The organism is Sphingobium sp. SA916, assembly GCF_002894065.1.
Lineage (GTDB): Bacteria > Pseudomonadota > Alphaproteobacteria > Sphingomonadales > Sphingomonadaceae > Sphingobium > Sphingobium fuliginis.
In genome coordinates this window covers 36,168-55,947 of the sequence record NZ_LXYF01000023.1, presented here as the reverse complement: position 1 = coordinate 55,947, position 19,780 = coordinate 36,168, and the positions used below count along the sequence as shown (strand labels likewise).

Genomic DNA, 19,780 nt, shown 5'->3' with positions numbered 1-19,780 from the left:
TTTCAATGCATGAAGGGCTGCCCGGCTCCCGCCCGGTCAACCGCGGGGCTTGCGGGGGCCAGCCTTGCGCGGGCCGCCCTTGAACGGCCGCGCGCCATAGGCGGGCCTGGGGCCGTGCCCTTCATTGGGGCGACCCTTGCCGCGCGGGCCGCCGTCGCGCCGGTTTTCGCGCGCCATTTCGCGGGGCTTGCCCTCGATCTGCTCGATCGCGACTTCGGCGCCCTCGTCGCTGGCCTGGCCGGTGCGCTTTACCGCGCCGACGAACTTCGCCGCGATGGCGGAGGGGATTTCGAACATCGTTTCATTGGCGGCGATGCGGATCGCGCCGATCTCCTGCCGCGACACATGGCCGCGGCGGCAGATGAGCGGCAATATCCAGCGCGGATCGGCATTCTGGTTGCGGCCGATGTCCATGCGGAACCAGACCGTATCCTCAAACCCCGGACGCGGTCCGTCGCGGCGGGCGGGCGCTTCGCTGGCGTCCAGCAGCTCCTCCGGCGCGGGAAGGGCGGCGCGGGCGCTCTTCACCAGCATGGCGGCGATTTCCTTGGGCGATTTTTCGGCCAGCAGTTCGGCGCCCAGCGCCCAGTCCTGCTCGTCCAGCTCGGCGCGTTCCATCAGCTTCTCGCGCAGGCGGGCATTGTCCTGTTCCTGGATCGCTTCCCGGCTGGGCGGGGTGCCCCATTCGACGGGAATCTTCGCGCCGCGCAGCATGGATTCGACCCGGCGGCGGCGCGGATAGGGGACGATCAGCACGGCCGTCCCCTTCTTGCCGGCGCGGCCGGTGCGGCCGGAGCGGTGCTGCATCGTTTCCGCGTCGCGCGGGATTTCGACATGGACGACGAGGCTGAGATTGGGGAGGTCGATGCCGCGCGCCGCGACGTCGGTCGCGACGCAGACGCGGGCGCGGCGGTCGCGCAGGGCCTGCAGCGCGTGGTTGCGCTCATTCTGGCTGTGCTCGCCCGACAGCGCCACCGCCGCGAAGCCGCGCTCCGTCAGGCTGGCGTGGAGGTGGCGGACATTGTCGCGGGTGGCGCAGAAGAGGATCGCCGTTTCCGCCTCATGATAGCGGAGCAGGTTGACCACCGCATTTTCGATGTCGGCGGGGGCGACGGTGACGGCCTGATAGCTGATGTCGCCATGGCCGCGCTCGTCGCTGACGGTGGAGATGCGCAGCGCGTCCTTCTGGTAGCGCCTGGCCAGCGCCACGATCGGCTTGGGCATGGTGGCGGAGAAAAGGAGCGTCCGGCGGCCCTCGGGCGCGCCGTCGAGGATTTCTTCCAGATCCTCGCGGAAGCCCATGTCGAGCATTTCGTCGGCTTCATCGAGCACCACCGTCCTGATCGCCGACAGGTCGAGCGCGCCGCGTTCGAGATGGTCGCGCAGGCGGCCCGGCGTGCCGACGACGATGTGCGCGCCGTGGGAAAGCGCGCGGCGTTCCTTGGCGGCGTCCATGCCGCCGACGCAGGTGGTGATGCGGGCGCGCGCCTCGCCATAGAGCCATTCCAGTTCGCGCGCGACCTGAAGCGCCAGTTCGCGGGTCGGCGCGATGGCGAGGGCCAGCGGCTGGGCGGCGACGGGCAGGCGGTTCTGTTCGCCCAGCAGTTCGGCGGCCATGGCGAGGCCGAAGGCGACCGTCTTGCCCGATCCGGTCTGCGCCGAGACGATGAGGTCGCGGCCTTCGGCTTGCGCCTGGGTGACTTCGGCCTGGACCGGGGTCAGGCTTTCATAGCCCTTTCGCGTCAGCGCGTCGGACAGGAGGGTGGGGAGATGTTCGAAAGACATTATATTTTCCATCGGTAAAGCGACCCGCCATTCCCGACGGATACGAAGGTGACCTCAATGCGCTCCGGGGGGTTTTTGGAGCCGGGGTGCAAGGTCATGCACCCCGAAGTTCACACCGTTGCCGGGCGAGTCCGCCTAAGGTCACGGTGTCTGGTGATCGCGTTATAACATGCATGCCTGTCCTCCGTTCGCCCTGAGCTTGTCGAAGGGGCTTTTTTCTTTCCTTCAGGAAAAGAAGAGGGCTTCGACAGGCTCAGCCCGAACGGGTGAGAGGGCGTTTTATGGTGCCAAGTCTCTAAAAAGCGAAAGCCTCCTTCCCCGCATGGAGGAAGGAGGCTCCCCTATCTGTTTGTGCGTCGGATCAGGCCGAAGCGACTTCCGCCACGTCGACCTTCACGCCCGGGCCCATCGAGGACGACAGGGCGATCTTGCGGACGTACTTGCCCTTCGAACCCGACGGCTTCGCCTTGACGATGGCGTCGACGAAGGCGTCGAAATTCCTGCGCAGGTCTTCGGCCGAGAAGCTCGCCTTGCCGAGGCCGGCATGGATGATGCCCGCCTTTTCGACGCGGAATTCGATCTGGCCGCCCTTGGCGGCCTTGACCGCTTCGGCGACGTTCGGGGTGACGGTGCCCAGCTTCGGGTTCGGCATCAGGCCCTTGGGGCCCAGAACCTTGCCCAGGCGACCGACCAGACCCATCATGTCGGGGGTGGCGATCACGCGCTGGAAGTCGATATTGCCCGCCTGGATCGATTCCAGCAGGTCTTCGGCGCCCACCACGTCGGCGCCGGCGGCGGTCGCGGCTTCAGCCTTGTCGCCACGGGCGAACACGGCGACGCGGACGTCCTTGCCGGTGCCGGCGGGCAGGGTGACGACGCCACGGACCATCTGGTCGGCGTGACGCGGATCGACGCCCAGGTTGATCGCGATTTCGACGCTTTCGTCGAACTTGGCGGTCGCATGGGTCTTGATCAGGCCCAGCGCCTCATCGACGCCGTGCAGCTTTTCGCGGTCAACGGCAGCGGCCAGGGCCTTCGCCTTCTTCGTCAGCTTTGCCATGGTCTTAGCCCTCCACCACTTCGAGGCCCATCGCGCGGGCGGAGCCTTCGATGATCTTCGTCGCTGCGTCGATGTCGTTCGCGTTCAGGTCGGCCATCTTGGCCTGCGCGATTTCGGCGAGCTGCGAGCGCTTGATCTGTCCGGCGGAAACCTTGCCCGGCTCCTTCGAGCCCGACTTCAGGTTGACGGCCTTCTTGATCAGGTAGGTGGCGGGCGGCTGCTTCGTGACGAAGCTGAACGAACGGTCCGCATAGACGGTGATGATGGTCGGCAGCGGGGTGCCCTTTTCCATCTTTTCCGTCGAGGCGTTGAACGCCTTGCAGAATTCCATGATGTTCACACCGCGCTGACCCAGCGCCGGACCGATCGGCGGCGAGGGGTTGGCGGCTCCAGCGGGCACCTGGAGCTTGATATAGCCCGTAATCTTCTTGGCCATTGTCACTCACTCTGTTGCTGGGCGTGCCCGAAGGCGCGCCCGGTTCAAGTTTAGCGGTATTGACGGATCACCGGAGCGATCCTCCCGCACTTTCCCTTGTCGTCATGCCAGCGGAAGCTGGCATCTCAGGCCGCAAGGGAACGGCCTGGGGCACGAGATCCCAGCTTTCGCTGGGATGACGTGAAAATCACTTCGACAGTTCGACCTGTTCGAAGTCCAGTTCGACCGGGGTGGCGCGGCCGAAGATCGACACCGACACCTTGACCCGGTTCTTTTCGAAATCCAGTTCCTCGACCGTGCCGTTGAAGCTGGCGAAGGGGCCGTCCAGCACCTTGACGCTGTCGCCGATCTCGTAATCGACGTTGATCTTGTGCTTGGGCGCGGCTTCGGCGGCCTTCTGCGCGCCGAAATAGCGGGCGGCCTCCGCCTCGCTGATGGCCTGCGGCTTGCCGCTGGACCCCAGGAAACCCGTCACCTTCGGCGTGTTCTTGACGAGATGGTAGATGTCGTCGTTCATCGCCAGCTTGGCGAGGACATAGCCGGGCATGAACTTGCGCTCGACCTGCACCTTCTTGCCGCGCTTCACCTCCGTCACGGTCTCGGTGGGGACTTCCACCTGTTCGACCAGCTGGGAGAGGCCCATGCGCTCGGCTTCGGACAGGATCGATTCCTTGACCTTGTTCTCGAAGCCCGAATAGGCGTGGATGATGTACCAGCGCGCCATGTTATCCTGTCAAACTCCCAGTTTCGTCGTCAGGCCTGTCCGGCGGCGAACGCCAGCAGCCACTGGACGATCGCGCCGAAGAAGGTGTCGATGCCGAAGAAGAACAGGCCCAGCAGCGAGGTCATGATGACCACCATCACGCCGGTCATGATCGTTTCGCGGCCCGTGGGCCACACGATCTTCGACGCTTCGGTCTTCACCTGATTGACGAATTCGCCCGGAGAAACCTTCGCCATCGCCCGCACCAAATCCTTCCAACAAACACCAAAGCGCGAAGCAACAGTCCGCCCTCCCGATCCCGCCCTGTTCGGCGTCCGGGGGTGCGGCCGCGCTCCGCGACCCATGCTTCGTCAAGCACAGCTAGCCGCGAACCCCCGATATTTCAAGGTTTCGCGGCCAGTTCGCTTGGCAGGAGTGGAGGGACTCGAACCCCCGGCATTCGGTTTTGGAGACCGACGCTCTACCAACTGAGCTACACTCCTGCACTGGCCGGGGCCAGCGAAGGAGGGCGCTTTAGCGTGGCCCGCCGGGGAGAGCAAGCGGGAAAACCGAGGGCATGTTCCGAATGGATGGAATCGGAACATGCCCTCGGTTTTCCCCTGCCTGCCGTGATTTCCGAGCCTTGGAATGGGCCATTTCACTGGAGATCGCCCTAGAGGAAATTCCCGCCCTTCATGATCCTGCGCACGCGGCCCTGCACGGGCATGCGGTCGAACGGCGTGTTTCCGGCCTGGGCGGCCATCTTCCCCGAATCCACGATCCACGGCGCGTCCGGGTCGATGAAGATCAGGTCGGCGGCGCTGCCCGCCGCGAAGCTGCCGCCGTTGACGCCCAAGATCCTTGCCGGATTGGCGCTGAGCAGGGTCATCAGCCGGTTGAGCGTCACATGCCCGTCCCGCACCAGGTTGAGCGACAGGGCGAGCAGCGTTTCCGCGCCGGCCATGCCGGGGGCGGCGTCCGCGAAGGGCAGGCGCTTGTCCTCCGGCCCGCGGGGATCGTGGCTGGACGTGATGACGTCGACGGTGCCGTCCGCGACCGCTTCGATCGCGGCCTTCCGGTCGTCCTCCGACCGCAGCGGCGGGGAGAGGCGCGCGAAGGTGCGGAAATCCGTCACCGCATTGTCGGAGAGGAAGAGATAGGCCGGGCTGATGCCGCAGGTGATCCTGAGGCCATCCGCCCTGGCCGCGCGGATCAGGTCGAAACCCGCCCGGGTCGTCACCAGCCGGAAATGGATCGCGCCGCCGGTCACCCGCGCCAGCATGATGTCGCGGGCGATGGCCATCGCTTCGGCGCAGGCGGGCGCGTGGGGCAGGCCGAGCCGCGTCGCCGTTTCGCCGCTGGTCGCCACGGCCTTGCCCGCAAGGCCGCTATCCTCCGCATGGGTGATGACGGTGAGGCCAAGGCCCGAGGCATAGGACAGCACGCGCATCATCACGCCGGAATCGGCGATCCACTGGCGTCCGGTGCCGACCGCCTTCGCCCCTGCGGCCTGCATCATGCCGATCTCCGCCAGCTCGGCCCCCTTCAGGCCGCGGGTGGCCGCCGCGATGGGGTGGACCCAGAAGTCGGGCTTGCCCGCCCGCGTCGCCTGGCGGATGAGGCCGGCATCGTCCAGCGGGGAGGATTGATCGGGCATCAGCGCGGCGCGGGTGATGCCGCCGAAGTGGAAGGCCGGCTTGTCGGTGGCGAAAACGCCGAGGTCGACGAGGCCGGGCGCGACGACGAGGCCCGCCGCGTCGATGGTTTCGGCGCCGGCCGGTATCGCGACGTCGCCTGCCGCCGTGATGCGGTCATCCTCGATCAGGATGACGCCGGTGGCGAGGTCATTGCCTGCGGGGTCGGCCAGCTTTCCGTTGATGATGGCGAGTGTGGTCATTTCGGATCTGCCTTGGCGCCGATGCCTTCATTCCCTCTGCCCAGCGTGTCGGGACGGGGTGGGAGATGGGTTCCCGCCTTCGCGGGAATGACGGGGAAGGGGGCGGGGATGACTGAGGAGCGGGCGGACGTGGCGAAGGAACGGGCGGGGATGACGAGAGAGGGGCTCGTCATGCCCAACCCTCCACGCCGCGCGCGCCTCTGGTCAGCACGTCCAGGCAGGCCATGCGGATGGCGACGCCCATTTCCACCTGTTCCGTGATGGCGGAGCGTTGCGGGTGATCGGCGACGACGCTGGCGATCTCCACGCCCCGGTTCATCGGGCCGGGGTGCATCACCAGCGCGTCGGGTCTGGCGATGGCCAGCCGTTCCGGCGTCAGTCCGTAGAGCATGTGATATTCGCGCGGGGAGGGGATGAAGGCGCCGTCCATCCGTTCATTCTGGAGCCGCAGCATCATGACGACGTCCGCGCCCTCCAGCCCTTCGTCCATGCGGGTGTAGGGCGTCGCGCCCAGCATCTCGACCTCCGGCGGCATCAGCGTCGGCGGGGCGACGGCGCGGACCTGCGCGCCGAGGGCCGCGAGGCAGAGCATGTTCGAGCGCGCCACCCGGCTGTGCAGCACGTCGCCGCAGATCGCGACGATCAGCCCTTCGAACCCGCCCTTGCGCCGGCGGATGGTGAGGGCGTCGAGCAGGGCCTGGGTCGGATGCTGGTGCCAGCCGTCGCCCGCGTTCAGCACCGGGCAGTCGACCTTGTCCGCGATCAGCGCGACCGCGCCGGAGCTGGCGTGGCGGATGACGATCACATCGGCGGCCATGGCGTTGAGCGTCATGGCGGTGTCGATCAGCGTTTCGCCCTTCTTCACGCTGGACTGGCCGGCATGCATGTTGACGACGTCGGCGCCCAGGCGCTTGCCCGCGATCTCGAAGGACAGCAGCGTGCGCGTGCTGTTTTCGAAAAAGGCGTTGATCTGGGTCATGCCGGCCAGCCGGTCGTCATGCTTGCGCGCGCCGCCCCGGTTGCTCCTGGCCCAATGTTCCGCCTCATCGAGGAGGAAGCGGATTTCCCATGGCTTGAGGTCCGCGATGGAGAGCAGATGCCGATGCGGGAACAGCGCCCGGCCGGTCAGGTCGCCCCCTTCAAGATCGGACTGGGTGGAGGAAACGGGGATGTCGGGCATGAGCCGACGCTTTAGGCGAGGGTGGGGAAGAGGGCAAGTATGCTCCCCTTCCTGCGAGGCAGGTTCAGCCCCGTCCGAGCCAGCGGCCCAGCAGCGTGCCGTCCTTCATCACCTCCCGCGCGGCATTGTGGCCGGGCGCGCCGGTCACGCCGCCGCCCGGATGGGTGCCCGCGCCGCACATGTAGAGGCCCTTCAGGGGTCCGCGATAGGCGCCGTGGCCCAGGACCGGGCGCGCCGCCCAGAGCTGGTCCAGGGTCATGTTGCCATGCATGATGTCGCCGCCGACCAGCCCGAATTTCCGTTCGAGGTCGAGCGGGGAGAGAATGTCCCGCGCGATCACCGATCGGGCGAAGCCGGGCGCATGGGCGTCGACCGTGGCGACGATGCGATCCGCCGCCGCCTCCCGCTCATCGTCCCAACGGCGTCCGTCGGGCAGGACCGGCGCGAATTGCTGGCAGAAGAGGCTGGCCACATGGCAGCCGGCCGGGGCGAGGCTTTCGTCCACGGTCGAGGGGATCAGCATCTCCACGATCGGCTCGCGCGACCAGCCTTCGCGCTTCGCGTCCATATAGGCGCGGTCCATATAGTCGAGCGTGGGCGCGATGATGATGCCCGACTGGTGATGTTCGCCCATGCCGGGCAGGCAGGTGAAGTCGGGCAGGGACGACAGCGCGACATTCATGCGGAAGGTGCCCGACGCCGTTTTGAACCCGCGGATGCGCCTCAGGAAATCCGGCGGCAGGTCGGCGGGGTCCATCAGCCGCTCGTAGAGCAGTTTCGGTCCGACATTGGCGATGACGGCCCTGCCCATCACCTCCTCGCCGCTTTCCAGCCGGACGCCCACGGCGCGCCTGCCGTCGACCAGCACGGATGCGACCGGCGCCTCCAGGCTGATTTCCACGCCCAGGCCACGCACCACCTGCGCCATGATCCGGGTGATCGTGCCCATGCCGCCGACGCTGTGGCCCCAGGCGCCCTTCTTCCCGTTCACCTCCCCGAAGACATGGTGCAGCAGCACATAGGCGCTGCCCGGCGCGTCGGGGGAGGCATAGTTGCCCACGATCGCGTCGAAGCCGAAGGCGGCCTTCACCGCCTCGCTCTCGAACCAGCCGTCGAGGAAGCCGCGTGCCGAGCGGGTGAACAGTTCCAGCACGTCGCGCTGCTGTTCCAGCGTCAGGCTGCCCATCCGCCGTCCCTGCCGGAGCGCGGCGGCGATCATCGCCAGCCCGTCGCCCGCATTGGGCGGCGCCTTCAGCGTCATGTCGCGCAGCAGGTCCGCCACCACCTCCAGCGCGTCATAATAAGCGGGGAGGGTGGCGGCGTCTTTCTGGCTGAACTTCGCGAATTCCGCCTGCGTCCGCTCCAGCCCGCCGCCCAGCTTCAGATAGCGGCCGTCCGGCTGGGGGAAGAAATTGCTGATCGGCCGTTCGAGCACGCGATAGCCATGTTCGGCCAGCCGCATGTCGCTTATCACCTTGGGGTGGAGCAGGCTGACCGTGTAGCTTGCCACCGAATTGCGGAAGCCGGGGTGGAACTCCTCCGTCACGGCGGCGCCGCCCACGATGGCGCGCCGTTCCAGTATCCGCACCCGGTAGCCGGCCCGCGCCAGATAGAAGGCGCAGACCAGCCCGTTATGCCCGCCGCCGATGATGACCGCGTCATAGGCCCCGGTCATGCCGCCCGGCTCCATCCCGGGGCCGGGGCGCGATGCAGCCGCGCCTGCGGAATGATCCGCCGCATCCGCGCGCAGAAATGGCGGAGCGCCACCTCCTGCGTCGACAGGGGGCCGACGGTGAAGCTGTCCGAGGAAAGGCCCGCCTGCACCCGGTCCAGCAGGGCGCTGTCCTCCGCATTCACCCGCCGGTTGATCCGCCAGTTGAGGTAGCGGGCGGCCTTCATTTCCCGCCGCTCGTCAGGAATCGCATAGGGAACCTCCCGGATCAGCGATCGGGTGGGGGACAGCGGCAGCCACTGCATGAAGTCCACCTGGTCGGGATATATGTCGAAGGCGATATTGGGCCACAGCCTGAAATAGGTCCAAAGCCGCTGCCGCTCATCCCCCAGATGCGGTATGCGCGGCAGGAAATGCTGATAGGCCCGCTCGGACGGGTTGGAGGAGGGCTGGCGGAGGATCGGCCCGCACATCCGGTCGGCATGGGCGCCGGCTTCCACCCGATAGCCATCCCCCATCAGGCGCCGCAGTCCGGGATGCGCGACCGAAATATGCAGCCCGTCCGAATAATTGTCCCCGATGATCTTCCAGTTCACCGCGCGGGGCCGCAGCGTCATGCGCCCCATGGCCCTCAAGTCCGCGAAGCGATAGGCCGCGATCTCCTGACCATGGGGCGCCATCATCTCCGCGACGCGGGGGCCGCCGTCATCCTCCAGCCTGACGAAGAGAAAGCCGTGGAAATCCTCGACCTCCACGGCGTGGAGCCCATGGCGGGCGGGGTCGAAGTCGTAGCCGGCCTTCAGCGGCACCCCGGTCAGGCGGCCCAGGTCGTCATAGGTCCAGCCATGATAGGGGCAGGTGAGCTTCCTGGCGCAGCCCGCGGCGGCGTCCACGATCCGCGCGCCGCGATGGCGGCAGACATTGGCGAAGGCGCGGATGACGCCGTCCCCGCCCCGGATCAGGATGACGCTTTCCCCGATATAGTCCAGCGTGCGGAAATCGCCGGGAGCGGGAATGTCGCTTTCATGCGCCACGATCTGCCAGGAGGGGCGGAATATCCGGCGCAGCTCCAGCTCGAAAAATTCGGGATCGCGATAGGTCCATGCCGGCAGGTTCCATGCCGCGTCCGGGTCCGCCAGTTGCCCGCCTTCCTCCACTATCCCGCGCCCCACCCCAGCCGATAGATTTTACGTATGTATAACAACCTCGTTTTTCCGGCAATGGCGGCGGTCGGACCTGTCCTAAGCCGTTCTTTCCGGCACCTCGCCCCAGTCGGCCAATATGCTGTCCCGGCTGGCCACCGCCTCCCACGGAAAGACGAACCAGTCCTTCGTCGCGTCCCGGTCGATCGTTTCCGCGCGATAGTCCACCGTGGCGGCGGACCGGATATTGTCGATCAGGACCGCGAAGCGCACCCCTGCGGCGGGAGCGGCCGCCAGGGCATTGCGGACGGCATTGATCGTCCGTCCGCTGTCGTTGATGTCGTCGACGAACAGCAGCGTTTCGCCTGTCGCCACGCGCTGCGCCAGGCCGGCCAGCAGCGCCTCTCCGAAATCGGGCAGCTTCGCCGACAGGTCGACCGACAGCATGGCGAGGCCGGTCGCATGGCTGAGATAGGTGGCGGGCACCAGGCCGCCGCGTCCGATGCCCACCAGATAATCGGGCCGCCATTGCGACGCCGCCAGGGCGCGGGCCAGCGCATCGATCTGGGCCAGGAACGCATCCATGGTGACGGGGGTCAGGATCGGCTGGCCCATCGCGTCAGCCCGCCGCCGCCAGACGGGTTTCGGCATCCGCCGCCGCGCCGTAGCGGCGGGCGAGGAAGGCGCAGGCCATCAACTGTATCTGGTGGAACAGCATGACCGGCAGCAGGATCGGCCCCACCGCACTGGCGGGGAACAGCACCCCGGCGATGGGCACGCCCGACGCCAGGCTTTTCTTCGATCCGCAGAATTGCAGCACGATCGCGTCCTCCCGCGACAGGCCGAGCAGCCGTCCCAGCAGGAAGGTGAAGACCAGCACGACGACCAGCATGGCGATGCAGATCGCCGCCAGCAGCAGCAATTCGCCGCGCGACACCTTCTGCCACAATCCTTCCACCACCGCCGCGCTGAAGGCGGAATAGACCACCAGCAGGATCGATCCGCGATCCACCCGCCCCAGCATCGCCCTGTGTCGGCTGACGAAGCCGCCGATCCATGGCCGGGACAGGTGGCCGATGACGAAGGGCAGCAGCAGTTGCAGCACGATGTCCTCGACCGAAGAGAGCGAGATCAGGCCGCCCGTCCCGTTTTTTTCCATCGTCAGCGCGACCAGCAGCGGCGTCAGGACGATGCCCAGCAGGTTGGAGAAGGATGCGCTGACCACCGCCGCCGCGACATTGCCCCGCGCAATGGCGGTGAAGGCGATCGAGGATTGTACCGTGGAGGGCAGCAGCGTCAGGAACAGCAGCCCCGCCCGCATCGAAGGCGGGATCGCCGCCGCCTGCTGAGTCGCCAGGCCGATCAGGGGAAAGACCGCGAAGGTCGTTCCCAGGGTCGCCAGATGCAGTTTCCAGGCCCGGGCGCCATTCCAGATCGCCTCCCGCGACAGCTTGGCGCCGTGCAGGAAGAAAAGCAGGACGATGCCCGCATCGGCCGCCGCCCCGGCCAGGCCGGCGGCTTCTCCGCGGGCGGGCAGCAGGGAGGCGAGCGCCACCGTGCCGATCAGCAGCAGCAGGAAGGGGTCCAGTATCTCGCGCAGGCGTTGCATGGGTCGCCTTTAGGCAGGATGGACGGAAAAGGATAGACGCGCTCGTGCCGATGCGCCAACAGTCGCGACGAACCAAGAGGCCCGCGACACCGGTGACATCCGTGACAAGGGCGGAAGAACAGCAAGGAGACTCCGGTCGTGAGCGAAGGGATAGCCATTGTCGAAAATCAGGGCGTCGTCGAAATCCACATCGACCGGCCGGAAAAGAAGAATGCGCTGACCGCCGACATGTACCGCACCATGACCGCCGCGCTGGCCGACGCATCCGCGCGGGACGGGATCGGCGCCGTGCTGTTCGCGGGCAAGGGCGACGCCTTCTGCGCGGGGAACGACCTTAAGGATTTCATGTCCGGTCCGCAGGGCGGGGAGGCGGCCTTCGCCTTCATCCGCGCCATCGCCGCCTTCGACAAGCCGGTGGTCGCCGCCGTGCAGGGTCTGGCCGTGGGGGTGGGGACGACCATGCTGTTCCATTGCGACCTGGTCTATGCGAGCCCCGACGTGCGGTTCATCATGCCCTTCGTCAATCTGGGGATCGTGCCGGAGGCGGGCTCGAGCCTGCTGGCGCCGGCCATATTGGGCTATGCCAAGGCGGCGTCGATGCTGCTTCTGGGCGAGCCGATGGATGCGCAGACCGCCGACCATGCGGGTTTCGTCACGGCGATCGTCCCGGCAGACGCGCTGCTGGACCATGCCCGGCAGAAGGCGGCGTTGCTGATGACCAAGCCGCCCCAGGCGCTTGCCGCGACGCGCCGGCTGATGAAGGGCGATCCGGCGGCGCTGAACCAGCGGATCGAGGAGGAGGCGCGCCTGTTCCAGCAGACGATGCAATCCGCCGAGGCGCAGGAGGCGTTCGCCGCCTTCTTCGAGAAGCGCGCGCCGGTGTTCCGCCGCTAGAGCGCGCTGCGTTAAATCCTGCGCTGGCCGCGCGCGCATCGTGCGCAAAACCGGTTCCCGCTTTTGCGCACGATGCTCTTAGCGTCCCGCCGCTGCGGAGGATTCCGCTATGGCTGCATCGGATCGGCTGCGGGTCGGCTGCTCCCGGCGCGCTCTAAGGCGTGCCGAAGCGGATTTCGCTGACGATGACGGCGGCGACCACCAGCGCGCCGCCCAGCAGGGCGCTGGCGGGCAGGCGGTCGCCCGCGATCCAGCCGATCAGGCCCGCCCAGACGGGCTCTCCGGCATAGATCAGCGTTGCACGGGTGGCCGACACGCTGCGCTGCGCCCAGTTCATCACGAGCTGGATCAGCGCCGTCATCAGGCCCAGCCCGCAGGCCGACAGCATGACGATCCAGTTGATGGGCGGGGCGGCCTCTCCGGCCGGAACCATGCAGGCGAAGGCGAGCAGGGACGTCACCGCCAACTGGATGAACGTCACCCGCGCCACATCGACGCGGCCCGCCCAGAGGCTGATGAAGATGATCTCCAGCGCGATGGCGAGCGTGCTGATGAGCGTCAGCGCCTCCCCCCGGCCGAGCGACAGCCCGTCCCGCGGCGCGGCGATCAGCAGCAGGCCGGCGAAGGCCAGCGCCACGCCGATCCAGCTTGCGAGGCGCGGCCGCCTGCGCAGGACGATCCATTGCAGGATGGGGACCAGCGGCACATAGGCCGCCGTGATGAAGGCGGAGGTGCTGCTGGGGATCGTCCGCAGGCCCCAGGTCTGGAGCGTATAGCCGGTGAAGATGCCGCAGCCGATCATCGTCCCCGCCAGCCATTCCCGCCGCGTGACGCCGCGCAAGACCGGCAGGGCGAGGGGGAGGGCGATCAGCGCGGCGGTGCCGAAGCGCAGTCCGACGAAGAACAGCGGTCCGCTGTGCCGCATCGCCTGATGCACGATCAGGAAGGTGCCGCCCCACAGCAGGGTGATGCCGATCAGCGCCAGTTCCGGGCGCCCGATCATCAGCCGGGAGGGGGTTTCGGGTGCGGCGCCGTGCATGCCGTCGCTGGTGCTGCGGATGGCCGCTCAGGTCAAGCGCCGCTCCCGTCCGGTCGGCAGGGCGCGGCGTTTTTTCCGATCCCTTTCCCCAGTTCTTTTCCGTGCCGTCAGTCGTTGCGGATGTCGTTGCCCGCGCGTTCCATCGCCGCGCCGACATCCCGCTTCGCTTCGCGCGCCTCCCGCTCCGCATCGCGGGAGGCATTGTCCATGGCCGCGCCGAGGCGGCCGGAACCTTCGTCTATCGCATTGCCCGCCTCGTCCAGGCCGCGGTCGATCCTGTCACCCGCCCGGTCGACCGTATTGCCGACGTCGCTGCCGATCGCGGAGCCGGCATTTTCCAGATTGTCGGCTGCCTTTTCCGAACAGGCCGATGCGCCGAGGACGGTCAGCGCCGACATGGCGGTCAGGAATGATGTGCGCATGGGTTCACCCTTATCTTGCCTTCAACAAAGAGCAGATAAGCGCCCCTGCGGCGATAAGGTTGCGCAACGATCCTTCACCGGCCGCGCAGGCCGAACACCATGGACCGGTCCTGATCGGGAATCAGCCCCTCCAGCACGCGCCAGAAGCCGGTGACGGAGCCCTGCCCCGCCTGGGCGTAGGCGGCGGCCATCTTTTCCCGCAGGGCGCGGAACAGCTCCGCTTCCAGCGCGACGCCGGCCGGGCTCAGCCGCAGCAATTTCTGCCGCCGGTCGCTGGCGCCCTGCCGGGTTTCGATATAACCCTGCTCGATCAGGTCGTTGAGCACGCGGCCCAGCGACTGCTTGGTGATGGCGAGCAGGCGCAGCAGGTCCTTGACGGTCAGGTCGGGCTGGCGCGAGATGAAATAGAGGGCGCGGTGATGCGCCCGGCCCAGCCCCTGCGCGGCGAGCCCTTCGTCGATCGAGCGGGTCAGCGCGGAATAGCCGAAATAGAGCATCTCTATGCCGCGCCGGATCTCATCCTCGCGCAGGAAAAGCGGTGAAGCGGGCGCGATCTGGGATGTCGGGACGGGGGATGGGGAATGGGGCGCGGACATGCCGGTCGGTTCCAGGCTGAGAGGAAAGGGCGCGCGCATATTGGCGGTTCCGGAAAATAATGACTAGGCTTTCCTTTCGCGCAACAGGCGCTATATGGCGGTCCGCGCCGGCGATGTCCGGGCGATGCTGGGGCGTAGCCAAGCGGTAAGGCAGCGGTTTTTGGTACCGCCATGCGCAGGTTCGAATCCTGCCGCCCCAGCCAGCTGAATCCTCTAGATTTGGCCCGTTTCCCATGACTTGTGTCAGAATCATCGTAGAAGAGAGTTGGCCCGGTTCGCCTCATTTGGGCCGGATTTGACTCCTCTTTTATCGCGCTTTCATCGAGGGAGGGGCCGACCAGGATATCGGGCTATGACTCGCATGCCTACGCTTACCCCCTCGCTGATCGATGGATTGGTGAAGGGTTCCCTCAATGCCCCCCCTGACGCCCGGGCTTTCGGTCCAACTACTGCTGAGCGGCAGGAAGACATGGAATATATGCGCTGGATACCCCCGAAGCGCCTTTCTGAGGCGAACGCTCGATTCTTATCCGGCGTTTGCCATCGCGGCTGCACGGAAGTGGGCAGGGGAACTCAATGTCGCGATTGAAAGTGGTATTGATCCGCGCGATGCTTGGCGGGAGGCGGAGCGGCTTGCCACGATGGCGGTCAAGCTGGCCCATGATCTCGCATGGAAGCCGTCCAGAAGGGTCGAATTTCACGGTCCAAACGAAAGAACAAGCCGCGGACCATATCGGGCAGGATCACCATATTCGCCCGTTATGTCGAACCCAAGTTGGCCAAGGCCATTCATGATGTGACGAAGGACGATCTGATTGCCCTGGGGGAAGCGAAGGGGAAGACAGCGCAGGCTCGTGCGAACCGACCCGGCCGAACTGAAGGGGTTTTTGGATGGGCGGCATCTTTGCGCGACAAGGAAGTCGGTTTGGCGGTCGATCATGCTAGGGGCCTCAGCGACCTGCGCTTTCCTGAGACGCCATGAGTCCGCAAGCTCAGCCTGGAGGAACTCGAATGCGCAAAGTCGGCCACTGTGATCATGCGGTCATTTTGCTAGGGCGCTCTCCTCTCCAGCCGATCTCAATCGCTTGCCCAGCGTCGTCCTGAGGCCGGCGTCGCGCGATTATCATTGGCATCTCGAACATGCCGGGGGTGAAACGGCAAGCGTCACGCATGCGCCCCGGCTCGTGAACGACGACATGGCGACGCTGCGTTACGCGGTTCTGGCAGGGGGGTGGTGCAATTGCCGACCATTCCCGAAGGCGGTCAGTCATCCAGGCTTGAGCAGCCGGCCTGACAGCGGAATAGCTGCCGGTCGGCCGCCGACCAAAACGCGGTTATCCATGCCGCGCCGTCTGAGCGAGTCAGTCGCCTACTTTCTGTGGATCGCCAATAACGGCGGTGCCCATGCCGAAAGAGCTGGAAGCGGAGTTGATTTTCCTTATCATGCCGTGACTATAGAGGCTCAGCTCTTCGAGCGGCTTCCGTACCTTGGGAAGAAAGCCGAGAGCCCAATGTCCGTAATGCGGGCAGTCGATGCGGCACATTCGGTAACGCAATGGCCGCCGGCCTCCAGTTCTGGTTCGGAGACATTCATCAACACTCCCTGAGACTTGCGCGTAGTCCTGGCACTCGACTTCGCCACCGGATCGTGCAAAGACGAGCTAAGGTTCTAATCCCAGAACCTTACCCATTTCCGCCATGTCCATGATCTCGATCACGGCCGGAGTCGTGCCGTCCCATTCCTCGTTCAATTGCTGAATGCGGTCGAAGGCGGGCACCATCGATGGATGGCGGACCTCGCTGATCTCATATTGTGGAAATCCGCCGCCGGGCAGGGAGAAATAAGCGATTCGGAACGGCGTGTCCTTCATCCGCCCCTCATGAACTACCTCCAGCCCGTTGCCGCAGAGATGCGCATAAGCCGCGTCATATTCCTCCGGTGAGGCGAATTGCGGCGAGACATGCTGCATGCCTTCCTGCCCGGCTGCGATATAGTCCAGAAAACCGCTGGGGGCATCGTTGAGCTGTTGGATGAGCTCGAACTGGATGGCTCCCGAATAGCCGAGCGCGAGGTCCACGACGGGGGGCTTCGACAAGCGGCCGCGATAGCGATAGTCATCGTCCAGGGCGAGGTTCCGGAAAACCACGAACGGGCCGACGCCGGTCAATTCGCTCCAATAGCGCATGGCGGAGTCGATGTCGCGGACGATGACGCCGATCTGCCGGATCGGGGCGGACAGCTTGTTGAGCGCCCTGACCCCGTTCGGCCATTCGGGCGCGGTGCTTCCAGTCATTATTGCATACTCCTATCGCGGTTTTCGACGTCGGGCAGCCATTGGCGGCCGCTCGGCCCGTCGGTTGCGCCGGTTCAACCCGGCTCGGGAACCTTGTCGATCAGCGGCATGAGAATCCGATTGCACTCTTCGATGGTGATCACCTCGTCCGGCGGGCAGATGCGGTAGCTGGCGCCGCCGACCCAGATATTCTCGCCCGTCAGCTTGCAATCCTCATTATAGTCCCAGACCATGATCCGGTCGGTCGTCTGGATGACCATCTCGTCAAGCTGATGGGCTTCGATCGGAGCGCCGAAATGGATCGCGATCGCGGCCGGCATGAAGATATGGAAGGTGACCCTGGTGGAGAAACCCGTATCGTCGACGCGAAGCAGTTCATTTTCGAACATCATGACGCAGATATTGGTCTTGACCATCGAACCGTAGAGAGCTTCGACCCGGTCCCGGCCGCTATAGGGAATGGGCGCGCCGCCGACATACATCAGATAATCGGGGTTCTCGACCGTCAGGTCTTCCGCAAGTATCTCCTCATACCGCCCGCAGACCTCCAAAATGGCGTGGCGGCGGTAATTGATCAATATCTTGCGATGCCGGGGATTGGTGACTTTCCTCAGCAGATCGTCGGCCGCCTTGGTCAACAAGCGAATGTCATATTTCATGTCCGTCTCCTGAAATGCGATTTAAACCGTGAATCGTTTCATCATATCCGCTTCGCGGGCCGATGTCAGCTTGCCATTGGGGGATGCGGGGCTGGCGGGGACTGCCGATGTCATCCTTTCGGCACGATGTCGTGGAGGCGCCAATCCGGGCGTTCGAGCGTGACGATGCTGATCAGGTCCCGATAGGGCTCGACCCCATGCGCGAGCCTGCGTTTGTCCGGGTTCCATTCCAGCAGCGAAAGCGCGGCGGCGCGGAAAATGCTCAACCGCGTGACATCGATCTCGAAGAAGCGTTCCCATATGAATTGCTGCGGCTCCCGGCTCGAAAGGTTCCGGAGAATATCCTCCGGCACATGCAATGTCCGGCTCGACCGGATGCGGAGCACGCCCTCGGTACGCGCTAGGCCCTCCAGGACATGATCGGTGAACCATCGGTCCGCCGCTTCTCCCCCCGTGGGGAAGCGGATCAGCCCGATCCAGCGGAACGCCGCCGGTTCCTCGGTCGCGGAAGGATGATTGTCGATCCTGATCTGGGGAATGGCGGGTACCCAGGATTGGGCGATCGGATGGGGACCATCCATGCTCCCCGACCAGCCGCCATGATAGGGGTCTTCAAGAGGGGTGTCGCTTTCCACGTCCTGCCCATTCCACCAGGTCAGCACGAGCGGGCGGTCCATGATCTCGAAGTCATTGAACCAGAGTTCGGTCCAGCGATAATTATAATGACCGAGCGGGCTGAAGTCCTCCCGCTCCGGGATCGCCCGCCAACTCTGATAGCGGCGGAGCCATGGCCCCATAGCTTCCACGGCTTCAGGCGCATGATGACGCCAATACCATCGTTCCCAGCGCGGCAAGGCGTCGAGGGAATTGAGGTTCATCATATAGACGTTCCGGATCATCATGGCCTCTTTCGATTTTCTCTTCGACGTTGCGACGCAGGCAAGGGCGCTTCAGCCGGTCATGACAGGGTCGAGGTGAACGCGCCCAGTTTCGCAAACGCCTCCAGCATCGGCGCGCTGCTGATCTTGTCATTCCCGCCCTGATCCGCTTCGAGGCGGGCGATCGTCGCAAGGGTGTAAGGGCCTTCCCGCCCGCAAGCGCATCCGCCATCGAAGTCGATCGTGACAAGATCTCCGGAGAGCGTGGCCGGCCAGAAACTTGTTGCCAGCAGGTCGTAGACGAGCAGCCTGCCCGTCTGTCTGCCCTTGCGCGGCCTGGCCTCTCCGGTTCGGGGGTCGAGCACCATGTTGATCCCCCAGGGCAGGGGATGAAAATGGCCCTGGGAGCAACCTATCCCGCCCGATGTGGTCTCGCTCATCCCATAATTGTCCCTGATGGGATAAGGGAATATTTCGCGAAGCGTTTCCTGCCATCCATCGGGGAAGTCGAAGCCTTTGGTGCCGCCGGCGGTTATGATGACGCTGTCGGGCGACCATTCCGCCTTAATGCCGCGTTCCTTGCAGATCGCCGCCAGCTCGTGGAGCTTCTGGAGGAAGCTGAAGATGAGGACGCGCTTTCCCCTCTGTCCGACGATCGCTTCGTCGATGAAGGCGTTGGTCATGGCGTCCATGTTCCGCAGCCGTTCGTTGACCTGATGAGCGATCTGCTTTTCCGCGTCGGAGAGGATGATCTCCTCCCCCATGGCTTCGGCGCGGCGAAGCCGGCTGGCGAGACTCAATTCGTCGGCGGTCACGCGGCCCTTGGCAAAAGTCTTCACCAGATGCTCTTGGCCAGCATAGACGGTGCGTCGTAGCAACTCTATGAAATAGCTGTAGGATTGCCGACCGCTGTCCGCAGGCCATGGCATCAGGAGCGTGACGTCGCCATCGCGAATGTCCATACCGGGTTCGTCGCGATAGGGTTCGAACGACCGGACGAGCAAAGCGAGCTGGGCCGCGTCTTCCGGCAGGCCTCTTGGCAGGATCGATATTTTGCCGGTCGTTCCGGACGAGGATATGGGGCGCATCGGCGTCGCCTCCTCGATGCGGCGAAGCCAGGATTCCAGGGACGCGCATTCGGAAACGTCGATATGCGAAAGGGCGAAAGCGGTCAGCGCGTCGAGCCAGGCGGTCAGGCGGTCATAGCGCCCTTCTTCGACATCTTGCGCGGAATAGGATTTATAGACCGTGTGAGGCAGGCCAAGCCTGGCCAGGTCGGAAAGATCGTTGATCTGCGTGATCCCGGCTTCGGAAGCGAGCCGATCGAGCAGGGCGATCCTGGGCCGCAATTCCTGAAAGCGGCGTTGCAGGAGCGAGAGTTGAATCGCCTCCAATTCTTCCCCGCCGATGGCGAAGAGGTCGGCGGTCGGCATTTCCAGGAAATATTCCGGTGCTTCGGACAATAATTTCGCCTGTTCTGCGAGGCGCTCTCCATGCTGCATGATTATTGCCTT

General features: G+C 65.4%; 21 protein-coding genes, 2 tRNA genes and 1 pseudogene. 4 read left to right on the top strand and 20 right to left on the bottom strand.

What is annotated here, in order from left to right; translation table 11 throughout:
• Positions 1–36 precede the first annotated feature (36 nt).
• The 13 genes from A8G00_RS04685 to A8G00_RS04630 form a co-directional block, all read right to left on the bottom strand.
• Complete coding sequence (locus A8G00_RS04685) at positions 37–1,785, bottom strand: DEAD/DEAH box helicase (RefSeq protein ID WP_025550852.1); 1,749 nt, start codon at positions 1,783–1,785, stop codon at positions 37–39.
• A 361-nt stretch (positions 1,786–2,146) separates the two neighbouring features.
• Positions 2,147–2,845, bottom strand: a complete 699-nt coding sequence (rplA, locus tag A8G00_RS04680; protein ID WP_044661677.1) for a 50S ribosomal protein L1 — start codon at positions 2,843–2,845, stop codon at positions 2,147–2,149.
• 4 nt (positions 2,846–2,849) lie between these two features.
• Complete coding sequence (gene rplK / locus A8G00_RS04675) at positions 2,850–3,281, bottom strand: 50S ribosomal protein L11 (RefSeq protein WP_044661678.1); 432 nt, start codon at positions 3,279–3,281, stop codon at positions 2,850–2,852.
• Positions 3,282–3,468: 187 nt separating this feature from the next.
• Positions 3,469–4,005: a transcription termination/antitermination protein NusG gene (nusG, locus tag A8G00_RS04670; RefSeq protein ID WP_007683610.1), complete on the bottom strand. Its 537-nt coding sequence runs from the start codon at positions 4,003–4,005 to the stop codon at positions 3,469–3,471.
• A 29-nt stretch (positions 4,006–4,034) separates the two neighbouring features.
• A complete protein-coding gene (gene secE / locus A8G00_RS04665) occupies positions 4,035–4,241 on the bottom strand; it encodes a preprotein translocase subunit SecE (RefSeq protein ID WP_025550848.1) in 207 nt (68 codons plus the stop codon).
• 170 nt (positions 4,242–4,411) lie between these two features.
• Positions 4,412–4,487: transfer RNA gene (locus tag A8G00_RS04660), tRNA-Trp, on the bottom strand.
• Between the two features lie 170 nt (positions 4,488–4,657).
• A complete protein-coding gene (locus A8G00_RS04655; protein WP_103000185.1) occupies positions 4,658–5,881 on the bottom strand; it encodes a dihydroorotase family protein in 1,224 nt (407 codons plus the stop codon).
• Complete coding sequence (locus tag A8G00_RS25020; protein ID WP_172451774.1) at positions 5,878–6,054, bottom strand: hypothetical protein; 177 nt, start codon at positions 6,052–6,054, stop codon at positions 5,878–5,880. Before A8G00_RS25020 ends, A8G00_RS04655 begins: the two co-directional genes overlap by 4 nt.
• Positions 6,051–7,061 (bottom strand): aspartate carbamoyltransferase catalytic subunit, encoded by a 1,011-nt coding sequence (locus tag A8G00_RS04650; RefSeq protein WP_025550847.1) that lies wholly within the window; start codon positions 7,059–7,061, stop codon positions 6,051–6,053. The genes A8G00_RS25020 and A8G00_RS04650 overlap by 4 nt, the downstream gene beginning before the upstream one ends.
• A gap of 64 nt (positions 7,062–7,125) precedes the next feature.
• Positions 7,126–8,736 carry an NAD(P)/FAD-dependent oxidoreductase gene (locus A8G00_RS04645; RefSeq protein ID WP_103000212.1) on the bottom strand — a complete coding sequence of 537 codons (1,611 nt, stop codon included), beginning with the start codon at positions 8,734–8,736 and terminating at the stop codon, positions 7,126–7,128.
• Positions 8,733–9,890, bottom strand: coding sequence for an aromatic ring-hydroxylating dioxygenase subunit alpha (locus A8G00_RS04640; RefSeq protein ID WP_103000184.1), 1,158 nt, complete (start codon positions 9,888–9,890; stop codon positions 8,733–8,735). Before A8G00_RS04640 ends, A8G00_RS04645 begins: the two co-directional genes overlap by 4 nt.
• An 84-nt stretch (positions 9,891–9,974) precedes the next feature.
• On the bottom strand, positions 9,975–10,490 hold the full coding sequence (locus tag A8G00_RS04635; RefSeq protein WP_048577145.1) for a phosphoribosyltransferase: 516 nt from the start codon (positions 10,488–10,490) through the stop codon (positions 9,975–9,977).
• Positions 10,491–10,494: 4 nt separating this feature from the next.
• Positions 10,495–11,484 (bottom strand): bile acid:sodium symporter family protein, encoded by a 990-nt coding sequence (locus A8G00_RS04630; RefSeq protein ID WP_061936797.1) that lies wholly within the window; start codon positions 11,482–11,484, stop codon positions 10,495–10,497.
• A 138-nt stretch (positions 11,485–11,622) separates the two neighbouring features.
• Here A8G00_RS04630 and A8G00_RS04625 point away from each other — a divergent pair, with 138 nt between their 5' ends.
• The gene (locus A8G00_RS04625) at positions 11,623–12,378 is read left to right on the top strand and encodes an enoyl-CoA hydratase-related protein (protein WP_025550838.1); all 756 of its coding nucleotides are present in this window, start codon (positions 11,623–11,625) and stop codon (positions 12,376–12,378) included.
• A gap of 154 nt (positions 12,379–12,532) precedes the next feature.
• On the opposite strand, the gene A8G00_RS04620 is transcribed toward A8G00_RS04625, so the two are convergent.
• From A8G00_RS04620 to A8G00_RS04610, 3 genes are all read right to left on the bottom strand, one after another.
• Positions 12,533–13,417, bottom strand: coding sequence for a DMT family transporter (locus A8G00_RS04620; protein ID WP_103000183.1), 885 nt, complete (start codon positions 13,415–13,417; stop codon positions 12,533–12,535).
• Between the two features lie 107 nt (positions 13,418–13,524).
• A complete protein-coding gene (locus A8G00_RS04615; protein WP_103000182.1) occupies positions 13,525–13,839 on the bottom strand; it encodes a hypothetical protein in 315 nt (104 codons plus the stop codon).
• Positions 13,840–13,913: 74 nt separating this feature from the next.
• The gene (locus tag A8G00_RS04610) at positions 13,914–14,435 is read right to left on the bottom strand and encodes a MarR family winged helix-turn-helix transcriptional regulator (protein ID WP_025550834.1); all 522 of its coding nucleotides are present in this window, start codon (positions 14,433–14,435) and stop codon (positions 13,914–13,916) included.
• Between the two features lie 128 nt (positions 14,436–14,563).
• On the opposite strand from A8G00_RS04610, the gene A8G00_RS04605 reads away from it, so the two are divergent.
• The 3 genes and pseudogenes from A8G00_RS04605 (at position 14,564) to A8G00_RS25545 (ending at position 15,417) form a co-directional block, all read left to right on the top strand.
• Positions 14,564–14,638, top strand: a tRNA-Gln gene (locus tag A8G00_RS04605).
• Between the two features lie 210 nt (positions 14,639–14,848).
• A pseudogene (locus A8G00_RS25835) lies at positions 14,849–15,046 on the top strand (integrase arm-type DNA-binding domain-containing protein); the annotation flags it as partial.
• 59 nt (positions 15,047–15,105) lie between these two features.
• Positions 15,106–15,417: a hypothetical protein gene (locus A8G00_RS25545; protein ID WP_253257920.1), complete on the top strand. Its 312-nt coding sequence runs from the start codon at positions 15,106–15,108 to the stop codon at positions 15,415–15,417.
• 679 nt (positions 15,418–16,096) lie between these two features.
• On the opposite strand, the gene A8G00_RS04595 is transcribed toward A8G00_RS25545, so the two are convergent.
• The 4 genes from A8G00_RS04595 to A8G00_RS04580 all read right to left on the bottom strand — a co-directional run bounded on the left by A8G00_RS04595 (position 16,097) and on the right by A8G00_RS04580 (position 19,768).
• On the bottom strand, positions 16,097–16,729 hold the full coding sequence (locus A8G00_RS04595) for a VOC family protein (protein WP_103000180.1): 633 nt from the start codon (positions 16,727–16,729) through the stop codon (positions 16,097–16,099).
• A 74-nt stretch (positions 16,730–16,803) separates the two neighbouring features.
• Positions 16,804–17,388: a hypothetical protein gene (locus A8G00_RS04590; RefSeq protein WP_103000179.1), complete on the bottom strand. Its 585-nt coding sequence runs from the start codon at positions 17,386–17,388 to the stop codon at positions 16,804–16,806.
• 110 nt (positions 17,389–17,498) lie between these two features.
• A complete protein-coding gene (locus A8G00_RS04585) occupies positions 17,499–18,290 on the bottom strand; it encodes a hypothetical protein (RefSeq protein ID WP_103000178.1) in 792 nt (263 codons plus the stop codon).
• 56 nt (positions 18,291–18,346) lie between these two features.
• The gene (locus tag A8G00_RS04580; RefSeq protein WP_103000177.1) at positions 18,347–19,768 is read right to left on the bottom strand and encodes a hypothetical protein; all 1,422 of its coding nucleotides are present in this window, start codon (positions 19,766–19,768) and stop codon (positions 18,347–18,349) included.
• Positions 19,769–19,780: the final 12 nt, after the last annotated feature.

What these genes read in the sequence shown, in the direction of transcription:
- A8G00_RS04585 (WP_103000178.1), bottom strand. Translation starts at nt 18,290, where the DNA reads ATGATGATCCGGAACGTCTATATGATGAACCTCAATTCCCTCGACGCC.
- A8G00_RS04645 (WP_103000212.1), bottom strand. Translation starts at nt 8,736, where the DNA reads ATGACCGGGGCCTATGACGCGGTCATCATCGGCGGCGGGCATAACGGG.
- rplK (WP_044661678.1), bottom strand. Translation starts at nt 3,281, where the DNA reads ATGGCCAAGAAGATTACGGGCTATATCAAGCTCCAGGTGCCCGCTGGA.
- A8G00_RS04590 (WP_103000179.1), bottom strand. Translation starts at nt 17,388, where the DNA reads ATGAAATATGACATTCGCTTGTTGACCAAGGCGGCCGACGATCTGCTG.
- A8G00_RS04650 (WP_025550847.1), bottom strand. Translation starts at nt 7,061, where the DNA reads ATGCCCGACATCCCCGTTTCCTCCACCCAGTCCGATCTTGAAGGGGGC.
- A8G00_RS04620 (WP_103000183.1), bottom strand. Translation starts at nt 13,417, where the DNA reads ATGCACGGCGCCGCACCCGAAACCCCCTCCCGGCTGATGATCGGGCGC.
- secE (WP_025550848.1), bottom strand. Translation starts at nt 4,241, where the DNA reads ATGGCGAAGGTTTCTCCGGGCGAATTCGTCAATCAGGTGAAGACCGAA.
- rplA (WP_044661677.1), bottom strand. Translation starts at nt 2,845, where the DNA reads ATGGCAAAGCTGACGAAGAAGGCGAAGGCCCTGGCCGCTGCCGTTGAC.
- A8G00_RS25545 (WP_253257920.1), top strand. Translation starts at nt 15,106, where the DNA reads ATGGAAGCCGTCCAGAAGGGTCGAATTTCACGGTCCAAACGAAAGAAC.
- A8G00_RS04610 (WP_025550834.1), bottom strand. Translation starts at nt 14,435, where the DNA reads ATGTCCGCGCCCCATTCCCCATCCCCCGTCCCGACATCCCAGATCGCG.
- A8G00_RS04595 (WP_103000180.1), bottom strand. Translation starts at nt 16,729, where the DNA reads ATGACTGGAAGCACCGCGCCCGAATGGCCGAACGGGGTCAGGGCGCTC.
- A8G00_RS04635 (WP_048577145.1), bottom strand. Translation starts at nt 10,490, where the DNA reads ATGGGCCAGCCGATCCTGACCCCCGTCACCATGGATGCGTTCCTGGCC.
- A8G00_RS04630 (WP_061936797.1), bottom strand. Translation starts at nt 11,484, where the DNA reads ATGCAACGCCTGCGCGAGATACTGGACCCCTTCCTGCTGCTGCTGATC.
- A8G00_RS25020 (WP_172451774.1), bottom strand. Translation starts at nt 6,054, where the DNA reads ATGACGAGCCCCTCTCTCGTCATCCCCGCCCGTTCCTTCGCCACGTCC.
- A8G00_RS04685 (WP_025550852.1), bottom strand. Translation starts at nt 1,785, where the DNA reads ATGTCTTTCGAACATCTCCCCACCCTCCTGTCCGACGCGCTGACGCGA.
- A8G00_RS04615 (WP_103000182.1), bottom strand. Translation starts at nt 13,839, where the DNA reads ATGCGCACATCATTCCTGACCGCCATGTCGGCGCTGACCGTCCTCGGC.
- A8G00_RS04655 (WP_103000185.1), bottom strand. Translation starts at nt 5,881, where the DNA reads ATGACCACACTCGCCATCATCAACGGAAAGCTGGCCGACCCCGCAGGC.
- nusG (WP_007683610.1), bottom strand. Translation starts at nt 4,005, where the DNA reads ATGGCGCGCTGGTACATCATCCACGCCTATTCGGGCTTCGAGAACAAG.
- A8G00_RS04580 (WP_103000177.1), bottom strand. Translation starts at nt 19,768, where the DNA reads ATGCAGCATGGAGAGCGCCTCGCAGAACAGGCGAAATTATTGTCCGAA.